The sequence below is a fragment of the Porphyromonas crevioricanis genome (assembly GCF_900476255.1).
Lineage (GTDB): Bacteria > Bacteroidota > Bacteroidia > Bacteroidales > Porphyromonadaceae > Porphyromonas > Porphyromonas crevioricanis.
This window is the reverse complement of the sequence record NZ_LS483447.1, coordinates 398,909-420,256: the sequence shown is the minus strand read 5'-3', so window position 1 is coordinate 420,256 and position 21,348 is coordinate 398,909. Positions and strand designations below refer to the sequence as shown.

15 protein-coding genes are annotated in these 21,348 nt (G+C 46.1%); 12 read left to right on the top strand and 3 right to left on the bottom strand.

Annotated elements, in window-relative coordinates; all coding sequences use genetic code 11:
* Positions 1 to 161: 161 nt before the first annotated feature.
* Both DQN70_RS01980 and DQN70_RS01975 read left to right on the top strand, forming a co-directional pair.
* Positions 162 to 1,403: a hypothetical protein gene (locus DQN70_RS01980; protein WP_023935704.1), complete on the top strand. Its 1,242-nt coding sequence runs from the start codon at positions 162 to 164 to the stop codon at positions 1,401 to 1,403.
* Positions 1,400 to 3,097: an OmpP1/FadL family transporter gene (locus tag DQN70_RS01975; protein WP_042226323.1), complete on the top strand. Its 1,698-nt coding sequence runs from the start codon at positions 1,400 to 1,402 to the stop codon at positions 3,095 to 3,097. Before DQN70_RS01980 ends, DQN70_RS01975 begins: the two co-directional genes overlap by 4 nt.
* A 233-nt stretch (positions 3,098 to 3,330) precedes the next feature.
* On the opposite strand, the gene DQN70_RS01970 is transcribed toward DQN70_RS01975, so the two are convergent.
* A complete protein-coding gene (locus DQN70_RS01970) occupies positions 3,331 to 3,600 on the bottom strand; it encodes a hypothetical protein (RefSeq protein WP_023935701.1) in 270 nt (89 codons plus the stop codon).
* 632 nt (positions 3,601 to 4,232) lie between these two features.
* On the opposite strand from DQN70_RS01970, the gene DQN70_RS01965 reads away from it, so the two are divergent.
* The 4 genes from DQN70_RS01965 to DQN70_RS01950 are packed head-to-tail and all read left to right on the top strand — an operon-like array spanning position 4,233 to position 12,182.
* Positions 4,233 to 5,543, top strand: coding sequence for a T9SS type B sorting domain-containing protein (locus DQN70_RS01965; protein WP_052115593.1), 1,311 nt, complete (start codon positions 4,233 to 4,235; stop codon positions 5,541 to 5,543).
* Positions 5,544 to 5,597: 54 nt separating this feature from the next.
* Positions 5,598 to 8,426: an excinuclease ABC subunit UvrA gene (gene uvrA / locus DQN70_RS01960; RefSeq protein ID WP_023941337.1), complete on the top strand. Its 2,829-nt coding sequence runs from the start codon at positions 5,598 to 5,600 to the stop codon at positions 8,424 to 8,426.
* 23 nt (positions 8,427 to 8,449) lie between these two features.
* A complete protein-coding gene (locus tag DQN70_RS01955) occupies positions 8,450 to 9,838 on the top strand; it encodes a hypothetical protein (protein ID WP_052115592.1) in 1,389 nt (462 codons plus the stop codon).
* 4 nt (positions 9,839 to 9,842) lie between these two features.
* Positions 9,843 to 12,182, top strand: a complete 2,340-nt coding sequence (locus DQN70_RS01950; RefSeq protein ID WP_023941339.1) for an ATP-dependent helicase — start codon at positions 9,843 to 9,845, stop codon at positions 12,180 to 12,182.
* A 109-nt stretch (positions 12,183 to 12,291) separates the two neighbouring features.
* On the opposite strand, the gene DQN70_RS01945 is transcribed toward DQN70_RS01950, so the two are convergent.
* Both DQN70_RS01945 and DQN70_RS01940 read right to left on the bottom strand, forming a co-directional pair.
* Complete coding sequence (locus DQN70_RS01945; protein WP_036888073.1) at positions 12,292 to 12,528, bottom strand: protease inhibitor I9 family protein; 237 nt, start codon at positions 12,526 to 12,528, stop codon at positions 12,292 to 12,294.
* Positions 12,529 to 12,621: 93 nt separating this feature from the next.
* Positions 12,622 to 14,217, bottom strand: coding sequence for a S8 family peptidase (locus DQN70_RS01940; protein ID WP_023935684.1), 1,596 nt, complete (start codon positions 14,215 to 14,217; stop codon positions 12,622 to 12,624).
* Positions 14,218 to 14,665: 448 nt separating this feature from the next.
* Between DQN70_RS01940 and pnp the strand changes: the two genes are divergently transcribed.
* The 6 genes from pnp (at position 14,666) to DQN70_RS01910 (ending at position 21,223) form a co-directional block, all read left to right on the top strand.
* Positions 14,666 to 16,882: a polyribonucleotide nucleotidyltransferase gene (gene pnp, locus DQN70_RS01935; protein ID WP_023935678.1), complete on the top strand. Its 2,217-nt coding sequence runs from the start codon at positions 14,666 to 14,668 to the stop codon at positions 16,880 to 16,882.
* Between the two features lie 208 nt (positions 16,883 to 17,090).
* Positions 17,091 to 17,591 carry a DUF4199 domain-containing protein gene (locus DQN70_RS01930; protein WP_036888275.1) on the top strand — a complete coding sequence of 167 codons (501 nt, stop codon included), beginning with the start codon at positions 17,091 to 17,093 and terminating at the stop codon, positions 17,589 to 17,591.
* 44 nt (positions 17,592 to 17,635) lie between these two features.
* A complete protein-coding gene (locus tag DQN70_RS01925; protein WP_042226333.1) occupies positions 17,636 to 18,592 on the top strand; it encodes a glycosyltransferase family 2 protein in 957 nt (318 codons plus the stop codon).
* Positions 18,593 to 18,878: 286 nt separating this feature from the next.
* Positions 18,879 to 19,463: an FKBP-type peptidyl-prolyl cis-trans isomerase gene (locus tag DQN70_RS01920; protein WP_023936950.1), complete on the top strand. Its 585-nt coding sequence runs from the start codon at positions 18,879 to 18,881 to the stop codon at positions 19,461 to 19,463.
* A 48-nt stretch (positions 19,464 to 19,511) separates the two neighbouring features.
* Positions 19,512 to 20,273 carry an FKBP-type peptidyl-prolyl cis-trans isomerase gene (locus DQN70_RS09635; RefSeq protein ID WP_023936949.1) on the top strand — a complete coding sequence of 254 codons (762 nt, stop codon included), beginning with the start codon at positions 19,512 to 19,514 and terminating at the stop codon, positions 20,271 to 20,273.
* Between the two features lie 113 nt (positions 20,274 to 20,386).
* Positions 20,387 to 21,223 (top strand): FKBP-type peptidyl-prolyl cis-trans isomerase, encoded by an 837-nt coding sequence (locus DQN70_RS01910; protein ID WP_036888272.1) that lies wholly within the window; start codon positions 20,387 to 20,389, stop codon positions 21,221 to 21,223.
* The last annotated feature ends 125 nt before the right edge of the window (positions 21,224 to 21,348 follow it).

Below are 21,348 nucleotides of genomic sequence, written 5' to 3'. Positions count from 1 at the left end.
GGGAGTATTCGGCCTATCTAATCTCAATTAGGAGGGTAGAGAGGAATAAACCCCAACCGGATCGAATGATCCAAGTAGATGAAGGGAGTGCTGTGCAATGCGTGCTCTCCGTGAAGTGAAGATGAATAGGTTAAACCTCATAATACGGAAGGAATAGAGTCATGAAAACGAATAAGCTGATACTTCTGCTGGGGATGCTACTAACCATGGGTGGTAGTTTGTACGCTCAAAACGAGGATCCCTATGTAGACGATGTCTACAACACAAGAGGCCGTATAGTAAAGGATTACAAGACAGGCGCGAAGAAGGGAGCCCAGGACCTCGAAGAGGCTCGGCGTGATGCTTATGCACAGGAAGTCTCCGAAGGGGTCTACCCAATTGCCAGTGATGCTGAACTGGAGGCTTACAATAGGCGTAGACAAGGCGATGTACAGAAAGCCGAAGTGAAAAGACAAGCGAAAGTAGAGCGAAAGAGGAGACCACATCGCTGTGCCGGTCCGGGAGTCTACTCTCGTCGCTTGAGTCGCTTCTATGACCCGGATGTGAGAGTAAGAAATGCCGATGAAGTGAACATATATATAGATGACTATGGTTGCCACGGTTATGAGTACGACAGAGGTTGTTACGACGATGGAAACACTTATGTTAATCTGTATGTAGGCGCTTCCTCTTGCTGGGGCGTTTATGATCCTTGGTGGCCTAACTCTTACTATCCTTGGTATACCGGTTGGGATTATTATCCCGGTTGGGGCTGGAGTTGGCATTGGGGTTGGAGAGGCCCTCGTTGGGGTGGTTGGTATGGCTGGTATGGTCCTTCCTATCCTTATCCCGGTTGGGGATGGGATTGGGGTTACCATCATGGTTTCTACGATGGCTATAGAATCGGCTACGACAACTATCGCTACCGTAACTTCTCACACGGTTCTCGGTCTAACAACTATTACTATGATCGGGGCAATACCTATGAGCGTCGTCACCATTCACGATCCACTTATGATCGGGACAGTCGGGGTAATTATGACCGCAATAACAACCGTGATCGTTTCAGTACCCCCTCTCGCAGTCGCTACAACAGTGACAGACAGGGACGTTACAACAGCCCTTCACGTAGCAATCGCTATGATTCTCCCTCACGTGGCAGTTACGACAGTAACCGCCGTGGTAGATATTCTTCTCCATCGCGCAATTCGAGTGGCAACTATAACACTCCTTCTCGTAGGAATTATGATAGTGGCAGTGGTAGATATTCCACTCCATCTCGTAGTAGTGGTAGCTCTTCGCCATCTCGCAGCAATAGCTACAGTACCCCTTCTCGCAGTAGCTCATCGAGTGGGAGTTATAGTACTTCCTCTCGCAGTGGCAGTAATGCATCTTCCAGATCATCATATACACGTAGCAGATGAAATCTATATTTATGACATGTAGTAGAGGGCTGTTTATTGCCCTGCTTGTAGCGACATCTTTGTCCCTGACTCCTTTTATCTCCAGTGCGCAGTCGGAGACAGACGTGGTTCGTTATAGTCGTTCGGAGCTTGCCGGCTCTTCTCGTTACAAAGGTATGGCTGGAGCTATGGGAGCTGTGGGTGCCGATTTCTCTTCGGTTAGGCAGAACCCTGCCGGTTTGGGGCTCAATCGTAGGTATTTCGGGCTTTCTTTTTCTTCAGATTTAGAACGCCATTCCCATGGGGCTGAATGGATGGGGAAGAAGGGAGATGATAATACCTCCCATCTTACTTTTAGTGAGTTGTCTCTGGTTATGTTGTTGCCGACTTCCGATGATACGGATGTTTCCTTGGGGTTCGGCTTCCAGCGAGAATACGACTTTAGTCGCAAAGTGAATATTTCCGCTGCCAATCCCGGAGCTTCCTTGGCCGATTATGTATCGGCAATGCTCAACAATATTCAGAACCGTACTGGTGGGCTGATTTCGCACAAGGATTTGGGAGCAAAGAACTTCAATAATCCTCGGATTCCTTGGCTCGGTATCCTCGCTTATGAGGGAGGTTGGATAGATTCCGATGATGAAGCTGGTGGAGTTTACTTTCCGCGCTATGTCTATGGAGACGAAATCGAATTGCCCACAGCTGGAGAGATGTGGTTGGAAGAGAGTGGTAGCAAGTTCCGCTACGATATGAATATCGGAGTTGGTATAGGAGAGACCTTCTATTTTGGTTCAGGTTTGGATATTCATTCAATCTCCTATCAGGGTAAGAGTAACTATACCGAGTGGTTTTTGAAGGATGATAGTGATGGAAAGGAAGATTATTTGGGTCTCGATGGTTTGGTAGAATCCAAAGGTGTTGGTATGGGATTGAGTGTGGGTGTTATCTATGCTCCTGTTCCCGAACTTCGCTTGGGAGCTGCCTATCATTCGCCTACATGGTGGTCTATGGAGAGAGATTTCCGTGCCACGGCTTCTTCTCGCTATGGTGGAGATCGAGCCTTATTGGATGAGCATGGCAATGTGGTCAAGGACCTGAAGGTACAGTCTGAAGATGGTTTGAATCGCTTTTCTATGAGGACTCCCGGGCGTTTCGCTGCTTCTGCGGCATTGATCCTTGGGCAGCGAGCTGTTTTGAGTGCCGATTACGAATATATTGATGTCGGTACAGCCAAGTTGAGTGACGATGAGGTTGCGTCAGCCTATCAGGCCGATAATAGTGCAATCAAGGAGGATTTTGGTTCAGAACATATATTCCGTTTGGGGGCAGAGTTCAGGCTGACCAATCGCCTCAGTCTCCGTGCCGGTACGATGCAAGGTTCTCAGCCGGTGAAGAACAAGAGACTTACCAATTTTTCCGGTTCACAAGAGCAAGAGGTTTTGGTAGCTGGTACCACTCCTCACTATGTTTTACCGGGCAAGAGTTCTGCATATACATTGGGTTGGGGGTATCGAATCACTCCAGAGTGGAGCCTTGATATGGCTTTGGTATGGCAGCGTTATGAAAGCCATCTGATTACCTTCCCCTTTATCAATGATGAGGAAGCCTTGTTAGGTTCACCAGCAGGGCTGGTAAAGCCACGTTTTACTCAAAAACCAATAACTCTGAATAGAGACAAGATGACTATATCGGCTACCTTGGCCTACCGTTTCTGAGAAATTCCTGCATTCTGCAGAGTTCGGCAAAAAGGCTGTTGAAGCTTTTGCTGCAATCTTAAAAAAACGAAGCGAGCCCTGAAAGTTGGATAAAAACTTTCAGGGCTCACTTCGTTGGTACAGCCTCCTTTCTCGATTAGGAGACAGTGGGAGGGCTATTTTATTCTCATTTGTAGCATTGTTACACTATAGAATGATCCTGAGAGGCGCAACGGCTCCTTCTTGATTTTAATTCACTTGAGTTTCATACCAGTATTTTCGATCATGTTGCCTGTTGTGATACTTTTTTGTCCGGTGAGATAATTGATATTGACATTTTCTCCCTCCCCGGTCATACGGTTAAAACTGTCACTTTGTTCACCGATGAGATAAAAGTCACCTGACTGGAACTTGTATCTATATGTGGTGGCCCTGGTGTTGGCCGTACCCATACTCGTCCAGAAAGTGACAACAATATCCATTGCTTCTTTTGGGGTGATTGAGATTTCAGCATTGGTGTCCATAGATTCATCCACGCAATGCTAAGTCATAGTGGGATCAAAAAGAAACTCGCCAAGGGGAGGAAAATACGAGATCAATTCGATATAATTTGTAAAGTTTCATCCGGGCTCTGAGCAAGAAAATCGAGGGAAAAGCTCACGAATACCCAACTCCATATTTTCTTTTTTACCCCCTTCCGATCCTCTCTCTCAAAAAGCCCTGTTCATCGGTATTCTGAGAGGGTCAAATTTTTCACAGGAGAAAAATTTTATTCTCTCCTGTGTTAGCAAAAATTCTCTCCTGAGAGAATTTTTGCTTTCTCCGGTGTCACAGAAAAACAGACCCCATAGGAATCAAAAAGAGGAAGAAACTTCAGGTGCATAAGTCTCATTTTGCTCCGAAAAAAGGCTCTGGCGAAGACGCATAAATAAACATATATGCATCTTTCTAAACGAGGTGTTGTCCGGAAAATTCTTGGAAAAAATTGCCCTTGATAAGCTATCGCATGATAGACTTCTTCTTGTGTCATTCTCTACTACTTGTGCTTTCTCTTTCTTATTACCTTTGTGTTGCTATGTACCGTTTGTCCGTGATGCCAAATACTTTGCACCATTTTTGGAGGGGTCGTTTAAGATTTCTGCAAGGCTTTCTGTCAATGGTCTTGCTGTGGGTGAGTGTGGCTCTTCCGCTCGAAGCACAGTTGAGGGTGGAGGGGGTGCGTTCTCATAAGGCTGTAGAGGACAAATTTGGTCGAGTAGAGGTACATCTCTTGGCTTCTCTTGATAATGCTCGGCTTATTCTGTCAGCTCCCCCCGGCTCTCAGCTTTGGAGCTATGTCTCGTCAGCAGAGACGGCGGTGTTGTTGTCTTCTTCTCCTTCGGATGGAGTCTTTGTGGTGGATAAGCCGGAGAACGCTACTGGCTACTTTGTGAAATCGGGAAATGGGGATTTGCAAGCCTACTGGATTGTTGATTATTCTTCTTACCCGTTGCCAGCTGCCATTCGGGTAGCCCAAGAGCAACCTGATCCATGCAGTCTAGTTGTTATTGAGTGGGAGGGAGATATACGACAGATTCGCTACCATACTCCTGCTGGTATGGAGAAAGGCTTGGAGCGGAAACTACGATTTGTCTACCCCGATTGGGTTTGGGAGGAGAAGAGTCGTAGCTATACCGATAAGCAGAGCGTTTATGACGTGGATGCAGTGGGCAGTCGTGCTGAGTTGCCGGCTTCTCTCGTCGATGCTGCATACAGTTTGGAGGGAGACAATTTCGCTGCGGCTTTAGGTGTTACTCTCCAACCCTTGTACACGGAGCATTATCTAACCAAGCGGTTGGACTTGCATCCATACATAGATGTTATTCGTAGCAGTCAGCCTGATAAAGAGGAGAAGCCCGATCTTGACAAGCTCTTGGCTGATGCTTCAGCCCCCTTGCATGTGCAGATGGATGTTTTTGCCAATGAGCCATCGGCCTCTCTCTATTCATGGTTTATTTATCCACAGGGGAAGACCAAAGAGGAGGCTGTTGTTCGCTATTTGGGCAAGAGTTTCGATTACACATTCGAGCAGGCCGGGGAGTATATGATTGCTCTTGAGGTTAGCAATAGGGATCATAGTTGCAGCGACCATGGCTTTAGTCGTGCTGTGAAGATCAGAGAGTCGATGCTTGAAGTGCCGAATGCTTTCAGTCCGGGAGCTTCTGCCGGTATCAATGATATTTTCCGTGTACAACACCGTTCATTGGTTTCTTTCAAAGCCCAAATATATGATCGGAACGGGCTGCTGCTATACAGCTGGCAGGATCCGGACGGAGGATGGGATGGCAAATACAATGGTCGGCTAGTATCTCCGGGTGTATATTTCTATGTAATATCGGCCAAAGGAGCCGATGGGCATGAGTACAGCGAAAGAGGGCATATCAATATCATTGGCTATGATGGGGCTGAATCCCAATCCACGCAATAGTCATGGGTGGAGATTTAAGATCGAAGGGAAGGATTAGTGGGGAGTTTTTATAAGATGGATATAGAAGTATACGCAGCCAGAGAACATAATTTGAAAGAGATAGACGTCCGGATACCGAGACATGCACTCACCGTGATTACCGGTTTGAGTGGCAGTGGTAAGTCTTCTCTTGCTTTCGATACACTCTATGCCGAGGGGCAACGTCGTTACATAGAGACCTTTGGGGCCTATGCCCGAGGTTTTCTCTCTGGAGGAATGGAGCGTCCCGATGTGGATGAGATAAGGGGATTGGGACCGGTGGTTTCCATTGAGCAGAAAACGACCAATCGTAACCCCCGCTCCACAGTAGGTACGGTGACGGATATATACGATTTCTTTCGCTTGCTGTATGCCAGAGCCGGTACTGCTTATTCTTGGGCCAGTGGAGAAAAAATGATCAAACATACAGAGGAGCAGATCATAGACCTCTGCATGAAGAGATATGTAGGGAAGCGAATTATTGTCTTGGCTCCGGTGGTCAGAGAGCGTAAAGGACATTACAAGGAGCTTTTCGAGAGACTTCGTCGCAAAGGTTATCCCAATGTCCGTATTGATGGGGAGATTAGGGAGATATATCTGGGAATGAAGTTGGATCGTTACAAGCTTCACTCCATAGAGGTGCAGATAGACAAGATCCATATTCGTGGAGAGGCTGATCGGGAGCGTTTGGCTTCTTCGATTGCTTTGGCACTGAGAGAGGGAGACGGATTGATAATGATAGTCGATGTAGATAGTTCGGAGCAACGCTACTACAGTCGTTCGCTGATGTGTCCCTCCACGGGTATCGCCTATCGTGATCCTGCTCCACACAACTTTTCTTTCAATTCGGCCCAAGGCTACTGCCCTTGCTGTAAGGGATTGGGAGTGGTAACTGTGCCGAATCGGGAACGGATATTCCCGGATCCGAATCTTAGTATCCGGGCCGGAGGGATTGCTGCTCTTGGCAAATACAGAAACACCTATACTTGGGATACGGTGGAGACCCTTTGTCGGAAACATGGTTTGTCGCTTTCTGTGCCCATAAAGGACTTGCCGGAAGCATTTGTCAAAGAATTGTTTTTCGGTACAGATGAGTTGGAGGAGAACAACTCTTCAGGCTTTTCCTTTGCCGGTTTGCAAAGCCTTCTTCTGGATGCTCGTATGGATCCTGATATGCCGGTGGAGTTTCGTCGGGATATAGAAGAATTTCTAAGGCCGGAAGTCTGCCCCGAATGTAGTGGCTTCAGACTCAATAAGGAGGCCTTATACTACCGCATTGATGGACTTAATATCGGGCAGGTCAGCCACATGGATATTCGTTCCCTCTATGCATGGGTAGAGACATTGGAAGATAAATTGGAGGGGCGACAGAGAGCTATTGCCACAGAGGTTCTCAAAGAAATTAGAGGAAGGCTGGAGTTTCTTCTGGATGTAGGTTTGGGCTATCTCTCTTTGGATAGGCCGGCAGCAACGCTTTCCGGAGGAGAGAGCCAGCGTATTCGTCTGGCTACCCAAATTGGAACGCAACTGGTGGAGGTTATTTATATTCTTGATGAACCCAGTATTGGCTTGCATCAGCGAGATAATATTCGATTGATACACGCCTTGGAGAAGCTAAGAGATATTGGTAATACCGTAATTGTCGTAGAGCATGACAGAGATATGATGCTGCATGCCGACTACTTGATTGATATGGGACCAGAGGCCGGTCGTAAGGGAGGGGAGATCGTATATGCCGGTGCACCGCAGGGAATTGTTTCGGCAAGCGGACTTACAGCCGATTATCTTGTAGGGAGGAGAGAAATCTCCGTACCTGTCGAGAGACGAAAGGGAAAAGGAGTGGAGCTGGTACTCAAGGGTGCTATGGGGAATAACCTCAAAAGTTTGGATGTGCATTTCCCTCTTGGTACTCTTATTTGTGTGACTGGAGTCTCAGGTAGTGGCAAAAGTACCCTCATCAACGAAACGCTCTATCCTATCCTGAGCCAGCATCTTTATCGATCTCTCGAAAAACCTTTGCCTTACAAGGAACTGCAAGGAGTGGAGCATGTAGATAAGGTGATAGCAGTAGATCAGTCTCCTATTGGGAAGACTCCTCGCAGCAATCCAGCTACTTACACAGGGCTGTTTACCGATATTCGAGCCTTATTTGTAGCTTTGCCGGAGGGTAAGGCTCGTGGCTACAAACCGGGTCGGTTTTCTTTCAACGTGGCTGGTGGAAGATGCGAAACCTGTAGTGGCAATGGCTTCAAAAGCATTGCTATGAATTTCCTGCCCGATGTATTGGTGCCTTGTGAAGATTGCGGTGGTAAGCGATACAGTAGAGAAACCCTTGAGGTGCGCTACAAGGGGAAGTCTATAGCGGATGTGTTGGATATGACCATCAATGTGGCCATAGAGTTTTTTGACCAGGTTCCACAGATAAGACGCAAGTTGGATGTGTTGAAAAGCGTAGGGCTTGGCTACATCAAGTTGGGTCAGCCATCAGCAACGCTCTCGGGAGGAGAGAGCCAGAGAGTGAAGCTTGCCACGGAATTGATGAAAAAAGACACCGGACGCACCGTGTATATCCTCGATGAGCCGACCACCGGCCTGCATTTTGAAGATATCAGAGTGTTGCTGGATATTTTGAATAGATTGGTTCACCGCGGCAATACGGTGATTGTGATTGAGCATAACATGGATGTGATCAAGTGTGCAGACTATATTGTGGATATAGGTCCCGAAGGGGGAGCGCAAGGAGGGCAGCTCGTCTTCGAAGGAACGCCAGAGAATTTGATCACTTGTGGAAGAGGCAGTACTGCCATTTATCTGAAAGAAGAGTTGGAGCGTAGCACTGATGAGAAAGCAGTTGCGTTAACCTGAACCTAATAATGTATTGGTAGTTTATGGACTTGAAAATGAATGAATCGAGACTTTCGAATAAGATTTGTCCGGAAGGGATGAGTGTGGAGGAATGGCAGGCTCAGCTTAGAAGAGAAAGCGCTGCCGAGGCGAATTTTCAGATAGAGCACCTGGATGACAACCGTATCTGGGGCGACTATCTGGTGTACAGCGGTACAGGCAAGTACAAGGTCGCATTTCGTGGGGTGAGATCGGACAAAAATTACTGCTCTTGTCTGGATTTTCGCACCAACGGTTTGGGTACTTGCAAGCATATAGAATCGGTAACAATGCATTTGGCTCAAGAGGTCCCCGGATACCCATGGGCCAATATTACCTATTCGGCTCCCTATTCCTCTATTTATGTGAGTTATAAGGGAGGTCGGTCTATCAAATTCCGAGTTGGAGATAATTTTAGTCGGGAATTTAATGCTCTCAAGAGGGAATATTTCTCCGAGGATGATACGTTGCCCGTTGAGAGGTATAAAGACTTGGATGAGATTTGCGAACGGGCGATTGCCATTGACAGTTCTTTTCGTTGTTACGAAGACGTGTTTGAGTTTGCACGGCAGATAAACGACCAAATTGTCTGGGAGAAAAATGTAGAGCAGCTTTTCCCGACACATAAGGTGGATACCCCCTATGCCATGCAGCTGCCCGAGTCTTTGAGAGCTAAGGTTTATGATTATTGTCACCAGGGATATGGTTTGATAGTCAATATCACAGATACTGTCGTTGCACATGAAATACTGGCTTTGGCAGAGGCTATATGTACAATTGAGACTGATCATGAGCCTTTGGGTATAATCCTTGTGGAGGATGTGATTCGCCTGAATTACTGGAGAGCTTTGCTCGATCAGTCCGGTTTGGATGACCTGCCTATACAGGTGGTCATAGACCAACAGTTTGCCAAGCAGGTATATACAACAAGCCCTACCAGCTCTTTCGTGTATGTGGATAAGGCCGATAATCTGAAAGAGTGGCGCAATCCGGTTTCTTCGGCTCTGAAGAGATTCAAGACCGAACATTTGTACATGCGTATCTCTAATATCTCAGCCCTTACGCCCGTGCAGCTGTCTTCTATTTTGCAGCATATCAATCCATATGTGTTAGGGCCGTTCTACAAGTTCATTCACCAGTATAGACCCATTTTCCCTCTGCATAATGACGGATCCAATTTGCCCGACCTCTTAGCTCCTTTTGTTTTTTTCCACGACAAGGAGGATATCACAAGGACAACCAAGGATCTGATGCGAATGGTGCCGAATGTCCTGACTCCCGGTATTGAGACCAACAACAAAAAGGTGAGTGATTTTATCGCAGCCTTGGGTCAGGTATTGGAAGATCAGACTGCCAGAGAGAAATTATTGGAGCTACTCAAAAGGTGCATATAGACAGGTGACAGAGGGACAAGAGACCTATCTCGACCATTTGAGTCCGGCGCAGCGAGAAGCTGTGGAGTATATCTCCGGGCCGGCTCTGGTTATTGCCGGAGCTGGCTCCGGCAAGACGCGTGTGTTGGTGGCTAAGGTGATCCACTTGCTGCAACGGGGGCTGTTACCCCAGGACATCATGGCTCTCACTTTCACCAACAAGGCTGCCAAAGAGATGAAAGAGCGAATTTCCAGGGAATTGAATATGCGACTGCCTTGGAATTTCAGAGTTGGTACTTTCCATTCCATTTTTTTGAGAGAGATCAGGAATCATGCCGAAAGGCTTGGACTGAAGTCGGATCTTACCGTTTATGATACTGTGGATCAGAAGTCGCTTGTCAAACTTGTTGTCAAGGATTTGCTGTTGGATGATAAGGTCTATACACCCAAATTCTGTTTGTCACGAATATCCAATGCCAAGAATCGCTTGATAGATGCTCGCGAGTATGCAGAGAACAGGGAGTTTGTTGCTTATGATGCAAAGAATAGAGTTGGTCGATTTGCAGATGTCTATTCCCTCTATCAGTCTCGATTGAGAGCTTCTAATGCTGTTGATTTCGATGATATATTGGTTTATACTAATGTCCTTTTGAGAGATTTTCCCGATTTGAGGGATGAGATGAGAGCACAGACCAAGTATCTGCTTATCGATGAGTATCAGGATACCAATTTGGCGCAATACGAAATTGCTTATCGTCTGATGGGCGAGAATGGCAAGGTCTTTGCCGTAGGAGACGATGCCCAATCGATCTATTCTTTTCGTGGGGCTAATTTGGACAATATCTTGAAGTTCCAGCAGGCTTTTCCCACAGCAAGGCTCTTTAAGTTGGAGGAGAATTATCGCAGTACACAAAATATCGTGCGCACGGCCAATCGTTTGATCGCTCGCAATACACGACAGATTCCCAAAGAAATTTATTCATCCAGGCCAGAAGGGGATGAGGTAGAGGTACATTCTTGTTATACGGATATTACCGAAGCTGTGTATATCTCGGAACAACTGAGTGAATTGCATCAAAGTGAGCACATCCCATTTGCCCAGATGGCAGTTCTTTACCGCACCAATGCCCAGTCTCGTCTCTTGGAGCAAGAGTTGAGGAAGAAATCTATTCCTTTTCATATACATGGAGGGATGTCTTTTTTCTCCTACAAAGAGATAAAAGATATTATGGCATATTTGAAACTCATTGTCAATCCTGATGATGAGGAGGCTATCTATCGCACAATAAATTTTCCACGTCGAGGGATAGGCGATACAACGATTGCCAAGTTGAGAGTACTTTCCCGAGAGAAGGGGCTCTCTCTCTCGGAATTGATAGCTTCTCCTGCACGGATGAGTGAGGCGAATATTCAGCGATCTGCAATAGTCAAGATCTCCGGCTATGTCGAATTGCTCGATAGGTTGCGGCAGATGGCACAGGATGATTTGACAGCATTGGTTCGGGAAGTGATGTCCGACACTGGTATTGCAGATTTCTATTTCGGAGACAAGAGTGTGGAAGGTATTTCGCGTCAGGAGAATATCCGAGAGTTGCTCAGTGGCATTGCACAGTATCAAGAAGCAGAAAATGAGGATGGCCGTGTACCTTCTCTCTCTTCATTCCTCAATGATATGGCTCTGCTTACTGATCAGGATCGTTCTGACGAGGAGGAAGATCAGGTTACTTTGATGACCATTCACGCAGCCAAAGGTCTGGAGTTCCCCTATGTCTTTGTTGTTGGTTTGGAGGAGAATCTTTTTCCCAGTTCTTTGTGCAATACTCCCGGAGAAATGGAGGAGGAGCGAAGGTTGCTCTATGTCGCCATTACACGAGCGAAAGAGAAATGTGTACTTACGTTTGCGCATAACCGTTACCAGTCCGGTCGTTCCGAGATGCGTGCACCAAGCCGTTTTATCAAAGAATTGCAGGGAGAAGGTTGTAGGACTGCTGGCAAATTGTCGAACCTTGGTGTTTTCTCTGGTTTGAAAGATCAGTATGGGAATGGACAGGAGCGTCCGGAATGGATGTTGCGTCCGGCCACTGACATGGAGCATGCGCCCGAGCATCAACCTAAAACATCCGGTCGTAAGCTCAGGAGAATTTCCTCTGGAGGAAATCTTCTGGCAAAATCTTTCGGGGAAACCCAAGAGGGAGAGACAGAGGATTTTGCTGTCGGAGACAGAGTCCTTCACAGTCGTTTTGGAGCCGGTGTGGTCACATCTTTGGATGGATTGGGGAGCGATGCAAGAGCTACGGTTTTGTTCGATACTGTTGGGCAAAAGTTGCTTTTGCTTCGCTTTGCCAAATTAAAGAGAATAGGATGAAGGTTCTGCTTATCGATAGAAAAGAAAAAGGTATCAGAATAACCATTCTGATACCTTTTTTCTTTATGCTTACCGGCTTCTCCCAGTCGGGGCTTGCAAAAGCCTGAGTTTAGAGAATCTCTACCTCGGAATCTTCTTCTATTGCGAGGATTTCAGGCTTTTTGCTCAACTCTCGTATCTCTTGGGGGCTTAGAATGGCTGAGATAACATTAGGGGTTAGAGTTTTATAGGACTGCAACCCAAGAGAGCTTACTTCGCTATCCTCTTTCATAACGAGCAGTACACTCATCGGTTTTGCTTCATTTGTTTGGAGGAGTTGCTCCAACTGCGGATGTATTTTAGCCATGGTTGTATTGTATTTGATCAAAAAAACTTGAGACTGTTTCGTTCACTGACTTAGAGAGTCAATCCCAAAACAGTCTCAAGCTGCTAAAAGGTTTTATTTCGTTGCCTCATCGCAATTGATGAGCCCTGCTCCATGAGCGGTGTCGAATCCACTGCTTCCAAGGTCAATGGATGTTGCAGCTATTGCTCGTTTGATTTTGGCGACTCTTTCCGAGGCCGGAACTTTTTCGAAATGTTGTGTCAGCAATGCAGCCAGACCAGCAACGTGCGGACAAGCCATACTGGTCCCTGATTTCAGGCCATAAGAGTTGCCGAGTATCGTAGAGTTAACTCTATACCCGGGAGCCACGCAAGTGACAGGGTTCCAGTCGGAATGTCTCGTTCCTCTGGAAGAGAAATATGCGATGGTACCTCTCTTATCCACTGCTCCCACAGCAATTGGGCTAGCATTGGGGCGACCCTTTATAAAGGAATTGGCAGGGCAGTTTACCCAAGGGAATTCCGGATTATCAAAATCATTCCCTGCAGCTACAACAACTGTTATACCCTGATTTTGGCATCTCTCTATCGTCGATGCGTAGGCCACTGAGGGACCATTTAACGATCCTAAGCTCAAGCTGGCTACATGGATGTTGTTCTTGAGACACCATTCCAATCCCGCTATTATGTGGCTATCCCTACCTGCTCCATTTTTATTCAACACTTTTACTGCATAGAGATTAGCCCCTGGTGCTACACCCACCACTCCGGATGAATTGTTTTTTGCTGCAACAATACCGGCACAGTGGGTTCCGTGGCTATGATCATCACTGTAACTGCTCACTCCTGGAACAAAAGAAACACCTCCGGATATCGAAAGGTCTACGTGAGAGGCAATGCCTGTATCCAGGATTGCTACATTCACGCCCTTGCCGGTGATTTTTCTATTCCATGCGGAAGGAGCTTGTACCAAGGAGATGTTCCAAGGAGTGTCCTGATACTCAGGTGGAGTGTAAGGTTCATACCCTCTGTTGGGGATGTTCCTCAATAGGGATTGATACACGTCATTCATTATTTTGCGCATGATCTCCCTTTTCCATGGACTGATGAGGGGGGGGAAAGGTGGCACGGGTCTTACAGGTCGCTCGGGTTTCATAGGAGGCCAAGGCTTGGGCAAAGGCCTGAACCACCATGGAGGTGTCGGACAGGGATCTCCCGGGATGGGTCCTGGGATAGGTCCTGGACGAGGTATTTTATGAGGGGGGCGGATTGGTATATTAGGCCTCAAGATACCGTCTGGGATTCTGTTCCGCCTAGCTGATATCTCCTCCCCTGCATCTTCATATCCTTCATCGGCATACCTCCCTTCTAAACTGTAGTCTGATTCGTCGTAGGCCCTTTCTAACAGACTTTCCAATAGGTCTTGTTCTTCTTCGCTGAGGTAGGATACGAAGACTTCTCTATCTTCTTCCACAGCTAATACCTCTTCCTTGCGTTGCAATTCAGCGACTTCAGTCTCTGACAAATCCAGCATAGAAACACCCATCTTCTCGAAGTGCAGGACATCCGATCCTCCCGGAGCCTTTTCCTGACTCAAGATTTCGATGCCGTCTTTACACTTCGTCTTGGGGATTCCCAAAACACTCATCGCATCTTCCTTGCTCACGTTCCCACTGGTGTAGGTGACTAGATACGTTTTCTTCTTTTCCATATTTTCTCTTATTATGTCGTTATGTGCTCCTCCTTGTTCTCTCTTGAGGAGAAGCTTTTTGTATTCTGCTCCAAGTTGATCGGATTTGTATACCCCGACCCTATCTAGATTCTCTTATTCCGATCTCTTTTTCTTTCTCTATGGCAAATGTATGTATGTTTTTCATATATCAAACAAAAAAGATTCGCTCTGGGGCGAATAAATATCCGAATGGATAAAAAATGGCTTTTTGTTGGTATTTTTGTTCGTACAGCTAAAGCTCAATCGCCAATTCCTCTTTTTTTATCTCAATAACTCTCTGTCTGTGCCAATCAAGAATAGAGTGATTGGGGGGATATTCTTCCGTAGTACATTGATTTTTAGGCTCATCAAAAATGATAGCGCCGTTTATTTGTGTACCTTTGCAATCGAAACTTAGAGTGTGAAAAAATAAAGCATTACAAAATTCATGAATGTAATCAGTAAGACGATAGTGTTGCCGGATGGGCGTGCTATTACTATTGAAACCGGCAAGTTGGCTAAACAGGCTGATGGTGCCGTGACAGTAACCATGGGTAATACGGTACTCTTGGCTACTGTTTGTGCAGCCAAAGATGCAAATCCTGGCTGCGACTTTATGCCTTTGCAAGTAGAATACAAAGAGAAATATTCGGCATTTGGCCGCTTTCCTGGAGGCTTTACCAAAAGAGAGGGTAAGGCATCGGACAATGAGATTTTGACTTGTCGCTTGGTGGACCGGGCTTTGCGTCCTCTTTTCCCGAGCGATTATCACGCAGAAGTGTTTGTCAATGTGATTCTGTTTTCTTCCGATGGTATAGATATGCCTGATGCATTGGCTGGTTTGGCTGCTTCGGCAGCCCTGGCTGTCAGCGATATCCCATTCGAAGGCCCTATTTCGGAGGTGCGTGTAGCTCGTGTTAATGGGCAGTTGATTATCAACCCTACATTTGAGCAGCTTGAGAATGCCGATATCGATATGATGATCGGGGCTACGGAGGAGAATATCATGATGGTGGAGGGCGAAATGGAAGAAGTGCAGGAGAGTGAAATGCTCGAGGCAATCAAGTTCGCACATGAGGCCATCAAGCAGCAGTGTCGAGTTCAAAAGGAACTTGAAGCCGCTGTCGGAAAAGTTGAAAAACGTGTTTACTGTCATGAGGTAAATGATGAAGACTTGCGCAAACTCGTGCACGATGAGTGTTACAGCAAGGCTTATGCAATTGCTACATCCGGAACTGACAAGTTTAGTCGTTCCGAGGCATTCGAGGAGATTGTGACAACATTCAAGTCTCGCTATACAGAGGAAGAGCTGGCGGAAAAAGAAGAGATGATCAACCGCTATTACCATGATGTAGAAAAGGAAGCGATGCGTCGCGCTATCTTGGACGAAGGTAAGCGTCTCGATGGCCGAAAGACAACTGAGATACGGCCTATCTGGATAGAAACGGCATGTTTACCTGGCCCTCACGGATCAGCTATTTTCACCCGAGGTGAAACCCAATCTCTTACCACTGTTACATTGGGAACCAAAAGTGACGAAAAACTTGTGGATGACGTCCTTAATCGCTCCTATGAAAGATTTTTGCTGCACTACAACTTCCCTCCTTTCTCCACAGGAGAGGCCCGTCCTCAGCGTGGTGTGGGGCGTCGCGAGATAGGTCATGGTAATTTGGCTCACCGGGCTCTCAAGCGAATGATTCCGGCTGATTATCCCTATGTGGTGAGAGTTATGAGTGATATATTGGAGTCTAATGGCTCAAGCTCCATGGCTACTGTTTGTGCTGGAACTTTGGCTCTTATGGATGCTGGTGTAAAGATCAAAAAACCTGTGTCTGGTATTGCCATGGGTTTGATCTCTGAAAATAAGGGACAGAATTATGCTATCCTGTCCGATATTCTCGGAGATGAAGACCATTTGGGAGATATGGACTTCAAGGTGACCGGTACAAAAGATGGTATCACGGCTACCCAGATGGACATCAAGGTAGATGGGCTCAGCTATGAAATCTTGGAGAATGCTTTGGCACAAGCCAAGGCTGGACGTATGCATATCCTGGGTAAGATTACAGAAGCTATGCCTGCTGTTCGTGAAGATCTGAAGCCCCATGCTCCTCGTATCGAGGTTCTCCACATCGCCAAGGAATTTATCGGTGCTGTTATTGGCCCGGGTGGAAAGATTATTCAGGGTATTCAGGAGAAGAGCGGAGCTTCTGTGAATATCGAAGAGCTAAATGGAGAAGGAGTAGTTGAGATCAGTAGCAATAATAAGGAATCTTTGGAGGCTGCTTTGGCTATGGTCCGCTCTATCGTGGTAATGCCGGAGGTGGGAGAAACCTATCATGCCAAGGTAACTTCCGTGATGTCTTATGGATGTTTCGTCGAGTTTCTCCCCGGCAAAGAAGGCTTGCTGCATATTTCCGAAATTGATTGGAAGCGTTTCCAGACAATAGAGGAGACCGAGTTGAAAGAAGGGGATGAGTTGGATATTAAACTGCTTGACATAGATGCCAAGACAGGTAAGTTCAAGCTCTCTCGCAAAGCTTTGATACCTAAGCCAGAAGGCTATGTGGAGCCACAGAGACGGGAGCGTCCGGCTCGTACTGATCGTCCCGACCGTGGAGGAGAGAAGGATGGTGGAGACCGTCGTTATTCTCACCATAGATAATACACGTATAGGCAAAGGGGATTATCTGCATCCCAGTAGAGAATAGAAAGGGAAAGGGGGGTGCCACAAAATAGAGATTTGTGGCACCCCCTTCTTCTTGGGAGAAAGGATATGTTTCAGGGGAGGAAGGAGTCCCGTGCAACAGTTTCATTGTAATGTCTCAGTCAAGATGTTACCTTTGCACTCAGATCAATCTGTACACAATTCGATGCAAAGAACTTCCAGTCTCTATGGAGCAGCCGCGACCTATGGCCTTATTTTTGGAGCTTTTTGGGTGATTAAGTATGTCTTCTTTATGAGTGCTTTCAGGTCACCCCTGTTGGGTCTGCTCTATTTGCCTCTTACATCTTTGGACCCCGTAGTTGCCTACTATCTGACTCGGCGATATCGCAATAGTTTGCCAGAGAGAGCTTTCAGTTTTGGCCAAGGCTGGCGTTTCGGGGTTTTGTTATACTTTTTTGCTGCCATATTGGTTTCGATACCTCACTATTATTTCTACCACAGTATATTGCCACAACATTTACCCTTGTTTATGGAGCAAATGGAGGAGGTTCTACGGCCAATGATGGACTCTTCTGTGTGGGAGGAAATGCAGAGAAACCTAACTTCTACCTCTCCGATCAAACGGGTGATCAATGATATTTGGAGTAACTGTATTTGGGGGATCCTTCTCTCTCTGCCCGTTGCTGCCATACTCAGACGCAACTGATTTCTCCTTGTTTTGTGTATGTGGACAAGAAGTGTTAAATGGCTATGCTAGATGTATCAGTAGTTATTCCTCTGTATAATGAGGCCGAATCTCTTCCGGAACTGGAGAGCTGGATTCGTCGAGTGATGGAAAGCAATCACTTGAGCTATGAGATCATATTTGTCGATGATGGAAGTAAGGATAATTCCTGGCAAGTGATTGAGCAACTGAGCCAACTCAATCCGGCTGTACGAGCAATCCGATTTCGGCGCAATTATGGTAAGAGTCCCGGCTTGCATTGTGGTTTTGCTCGGGCTGAGGGAGAGGTCGTAATAACTATGGATGCCGACTTGCAGGATAGTCCAGAGGAAATCCCCGGCTTGTATCGCATGATTACGGAGGAGGGATACGATTTGGTGAGTGGTTGGAAGAAAAAACGCTATGACCCGAAGTTTAGTAAGAATCTTCCTTCAAAGCTTTTCAATGCCTCAGCCAGGCGTATTTCCGGAATACATAATCTGCATGACTTCAATTGTGGCCTTAAAGCATATAGAAACAATGTGATAAAGTCTATCGAGGTCTACAACGATATGCACCGATACATCCCCTATTTGGCCAAGGAGGCCGGATACACACGCATTGGAGAGAAAGTGGTACAGCATCAGGCTCGCAAGTATGGTAGTTCTAAGTTTGGTATCAATCGTTTTTTTAATGGGTATTTGGATCTGATCACGCTTTGGTTTACTTCTTCTTTTGGTAAGAAGCCAATGCACTTTTTTGGTTTTCTCGGATCTCTGGTCTTCTTGCTCGGCTTTATTGCCTTGTTGATTGTGTTGATTATCAAATTTGTCGCTATCATACAAGGAACCACTGCTCCCTTAGTAACCGATAGACCCTATTTTTTCATTTCTCTCACTGCAATGATCATAGGTTCTCAACTTTTCTTAGCTGGTTTTATAGGAGAGCTTATCAGTAGACAGGCTGCCGATCGTAATGCTTACAAGATAGAGCATGAGATTTGACTGCGAGTGAGGCAAAAGATCATAAGAAACATGAATAGTAGGGAGTGGGTGAGCTTTGGCAGGCCGACTCCTCTTGTAGGGGTTGCGAAAAATAGGCCTGCGTATTCTCATGCATGTTGAGAGGTTTTCGTTGGTTTATCCTCCCTCAATTAAATATTCGCTACTTTTGCCTCGATTGGGAGTCTTGTTTCGGACCTGAGTCGGGAGAGAATAAAAAAACAGTCTTCCCCCGAAGTCTCGGAGACAGGACCTGATGAGTATTCATGCATTTGTAATAGAAGTAAGAATGGACAAGATTAGTTATGCGCTCGGTCTGAGCATTGCCAATAACTTTAGAGCTACCGGTATAGAGACAGTCGATATGGACGAATTTGTACGTGCTATGAATGATGTGATGCACGGAAAACAGACTGCAATCACTTATGAAGAAGCACAACAGGTCCTGAATAGTTTTTTTGCTGCTTTGCAGGAGAGAGTAAAAGATCAGAATAAAGAGGCCGGAAAAGAGTTTCTTAAAATTAATGGAATGAAACGAGGTGTGACTACAACTGAGACAGGTCTGCAATATGAAATTCTGGTCAAAGGGGATGGTCCCAAACCGAAGCTCGAAGATACTGTGCGTTGCCACTATCATGGTACGCTAATCAATGGAGAGGTTTTTGACAGCTCTAAGCAAAGAGGAGAGCCAGCCGAATTCCCCCTCAAGGGGGTTATTTCAGGTTGGACTGAAGTCTTGCAGTTGATGCCTGTTGGCTCTACCTGGCGTGTCACTATCCCAAGTGAATTGGCGTATGGCGAGCGTGGAGCAGGATCCTCCATTGGTCCCAACTCAACTTTGATTTTTGATATTGAGCTGCAAGCAATTGTTTGAGCTAATTTTATGTAGAAAATAATTATTGACTGATAAATAAGGATTTATATGAAGCGAATTTGTTTCCTATTGGCTTGTTCTCTTTGTGTGAGTGCAGTCTGTATGGTGGCTTCTGCTGCCAATCCCAAGAAGAAAAAGAAAGATGCAATAGTCTTGAAGACGCAGATCGACTCTGTGGCTTATGCGATAGGGGCTTTGAATGGAGAGGGCTTTAGACGCAATCTTGAGGAATTCCCTGGAGATTCTCTCGATTTTGCTCTGGTGATGAAATCTTTTCAACAGGCTTTTGAGGGTAGTGATGTTCTGATTTCTCAAGAACAATCCAAGACATTGGTGTCGGACTACTTTCGTCGTATGCAGGAAGTAGAGGAGAAGGCTCATAAGGCAGAGAATGAGGCCTTTATGTCTGAATACAAGATGCAGGAAGGTGTGAAAACAACAGCCAGTGGATTGGCGTATAAGGTTATTTTTGAAGGGAATGGACAAAGACCGACAGTTCAGGATACTGTTGTTGTGCACTATGTGGGCAAGACAATCGATGGCAAAGAGTTCGATAGTTCTATTTCGAGAGGAGAGCCTGCTACTTTTGCCCTGCTTCAAGTGATCCCGGGTTGGACCGAGGGGCTTTGCCTGATGAGTCCGGGAGCTAAGTACGAGCTCGTGATTCCTCAAGAGTTGGGTTATGGTAGCAGAGGTGCCGGAGGTATGATTAAGCCTTATTCCACCCTCGTATTTGAAGTAGAGTTGTTGGAAGTGAAACCGTATGTGGAGCCAAAAGGCTTAGTGGAAGTATCGGCAGACAAAGACTGAATGTTGAGTTAAAGAGTAAACTTTTTGTTCCTCTTCAGATTTTGATATTAGGTTGCTCTTACTCCGAGAGAGAATGATAAGTAAATAGTATGAAATCAACTGATAAAAAGATTATGAAAAAAGTATTTGTTGCGGCTGCAGCCGGTTTGATGTTTATCGGTGTGGCTTGTAATCGTACAGTTACTCCAGAGGCACCCAAGACTGCCGAAGATAGTTTGTCTATGGCCTGGGGTGTATTTGATGGATCTCAATGGATGCAGAATCTTAAGATCTCTGCACAGCAGAAGCGTCCAATTGACTCTATGGCCTTTTTCAAAGGCTACGAAGAGGGGCTGAACGACACAACTCGTTTTTCTTATTTGGTGGGAGCCATCACTGGTGTGCAGAGGCGTATGTCTATAAAGAATGATACAATTGATTATGCGAAATTCTTGGCATCATTTCGTGCTGCACTCTTTTCCGATTCTACTAACGTGTTGATGACTCCAGAGGATGCTCTCTCTTATATTCGTGCCAATGAGGAGAAGAAGCAAGAGCGTGAGCTGCGTGCGCAGTATGGCAAGAATATCGATGCTGGGAAAGAATTTATCGCCAAATACTGCAAAGAGCATTCTGATTGCAAGAAAACCAATTCAGGATTGATCTACCGTGTGATTGCTGAAGGTACTGGCGATGCCATGCCGAAGGATGGTCAGGTTGTTAAGGTGAAGTATGTGGGAACAACCATAGATGGTAAGGAATTTGACAAGAATGAAGATGGAGCGGAATTTGGCTTGGGTCAGGTAATTCCAGGCTGGACAGAGATGCTCAAGCTGATGAAGAAGGGTCAAAAAGTGGAATGCGTAATTCCTCAAGAGCTGGCTTATGGCTCAAGAAGTGTTTATCTCATAGAGCCTTTCAGTACACTTGTTTTTACAGTGGAACTGCTTGACTTCAAAGATGCTGAATAAAGTCGCATAATAGGGTTTTCCCTTGGCTCCCAGTCAAGAGCCTCGGAGGAGAGTTCGTTCTCCTCTGAGGCTCTTTGTCTTTCCTTTTTGAGCTGGCTCGGAACCCTTTATGGACAAATGCTTAC

Coding starts and splice junctions, on each gene's coding strand:
- DQN70_RS01980 (WP_023935704.1), top strand. CDS start 162: ATGAAAACGAATAAGCTGATACTTCTGCTGGGGATGCTACTAACCATG.
- DQN70_RS01975 (WP_042226323.1), top strand. CDS start 1,400: ATGAAATCTATATTTATGACATGTAGTAGAGGGCTGTTTATTGCCCTG.
- DQN70_RS01970 (WP_023935701.1), bottom strand. CDS start 3,600: ATGGACACCAATGCTGAAATCTCAATCACCCCAAAAGAAGCAATGGAT.
- DQN70_RS01965 (WP_052115593.1), top strand. CDS start 4,233: ATGGTCTTGCTGTGGGTGAGTGTGGCTCTTCCGCTCGAAGCACAGTTG.
- uvrA (WP_023941337.1), top strand. CDS start 5,598: ATGGATATAGAAGTATACGCAGCCAGAGAACATAATTTGAAAGAGATA.
- DQN70_RS01955 (WP_052115592.1), top strand. CDS start 8,450: ATGGACTTGAAAATGAATGAATCGAGACTTTCGAATAAGATTTGTCCG.
- DQN70_RS01945 (WP_036888073.1), bottom strand. CDS start 12,528: ATGGCTAAAATACATCCGCAGTTGGAGCAACTCCTCCAAACAAATGAA.
- DQN70_RS01940 (WP_023935684.1), bottom strand. CDS start 14,217: ATGGAAAAGAAGAAAACGTATCTAGTCACCTACACCAGTGGGAACGTG.
- pnp (WP_023935678.1), top strand. CDS start 14,666: ATGAATGTAATCAGTAAGACGATAGTGTTGCCGGATGGGCGTGCTATT.
- DQN70_RS01930 (WP_036888275.1), top strand. CDS start 17,091: ATGCAAAGAACTTCCAGTCTCTATGGAGCAGCCGCGACCTATGGCCTT.
- DQN70_RS01925 (WP_042226333.1), top strand. CDS start 17,636: ATGCTAGATGTATCAGTAGTTATTCCTCTGTATAATGAGGCCGAATCT.
- DQN70_RS01920 (WP_023936950.1), top strand. CDS start 18,879: ATGGACAAGATTAGTTATGCGCTCGGTCTGAGCATTGCCAATAACTTT.
- DQN70_RS09635 (WP_023936949.1), top strand. CDS start 19,512: ATGAAGCGAATTTGTTTCCTATTGGCTTGTTCTCTTTGTGTGAGTGCA.
- DQN70_RS01910 (WP_036888272.1), top strand. CDS start 20,387: ATGAAAAAAGTATTTGTTGCGGCTGCAGCCGGTTTGATGTTTATCGGT.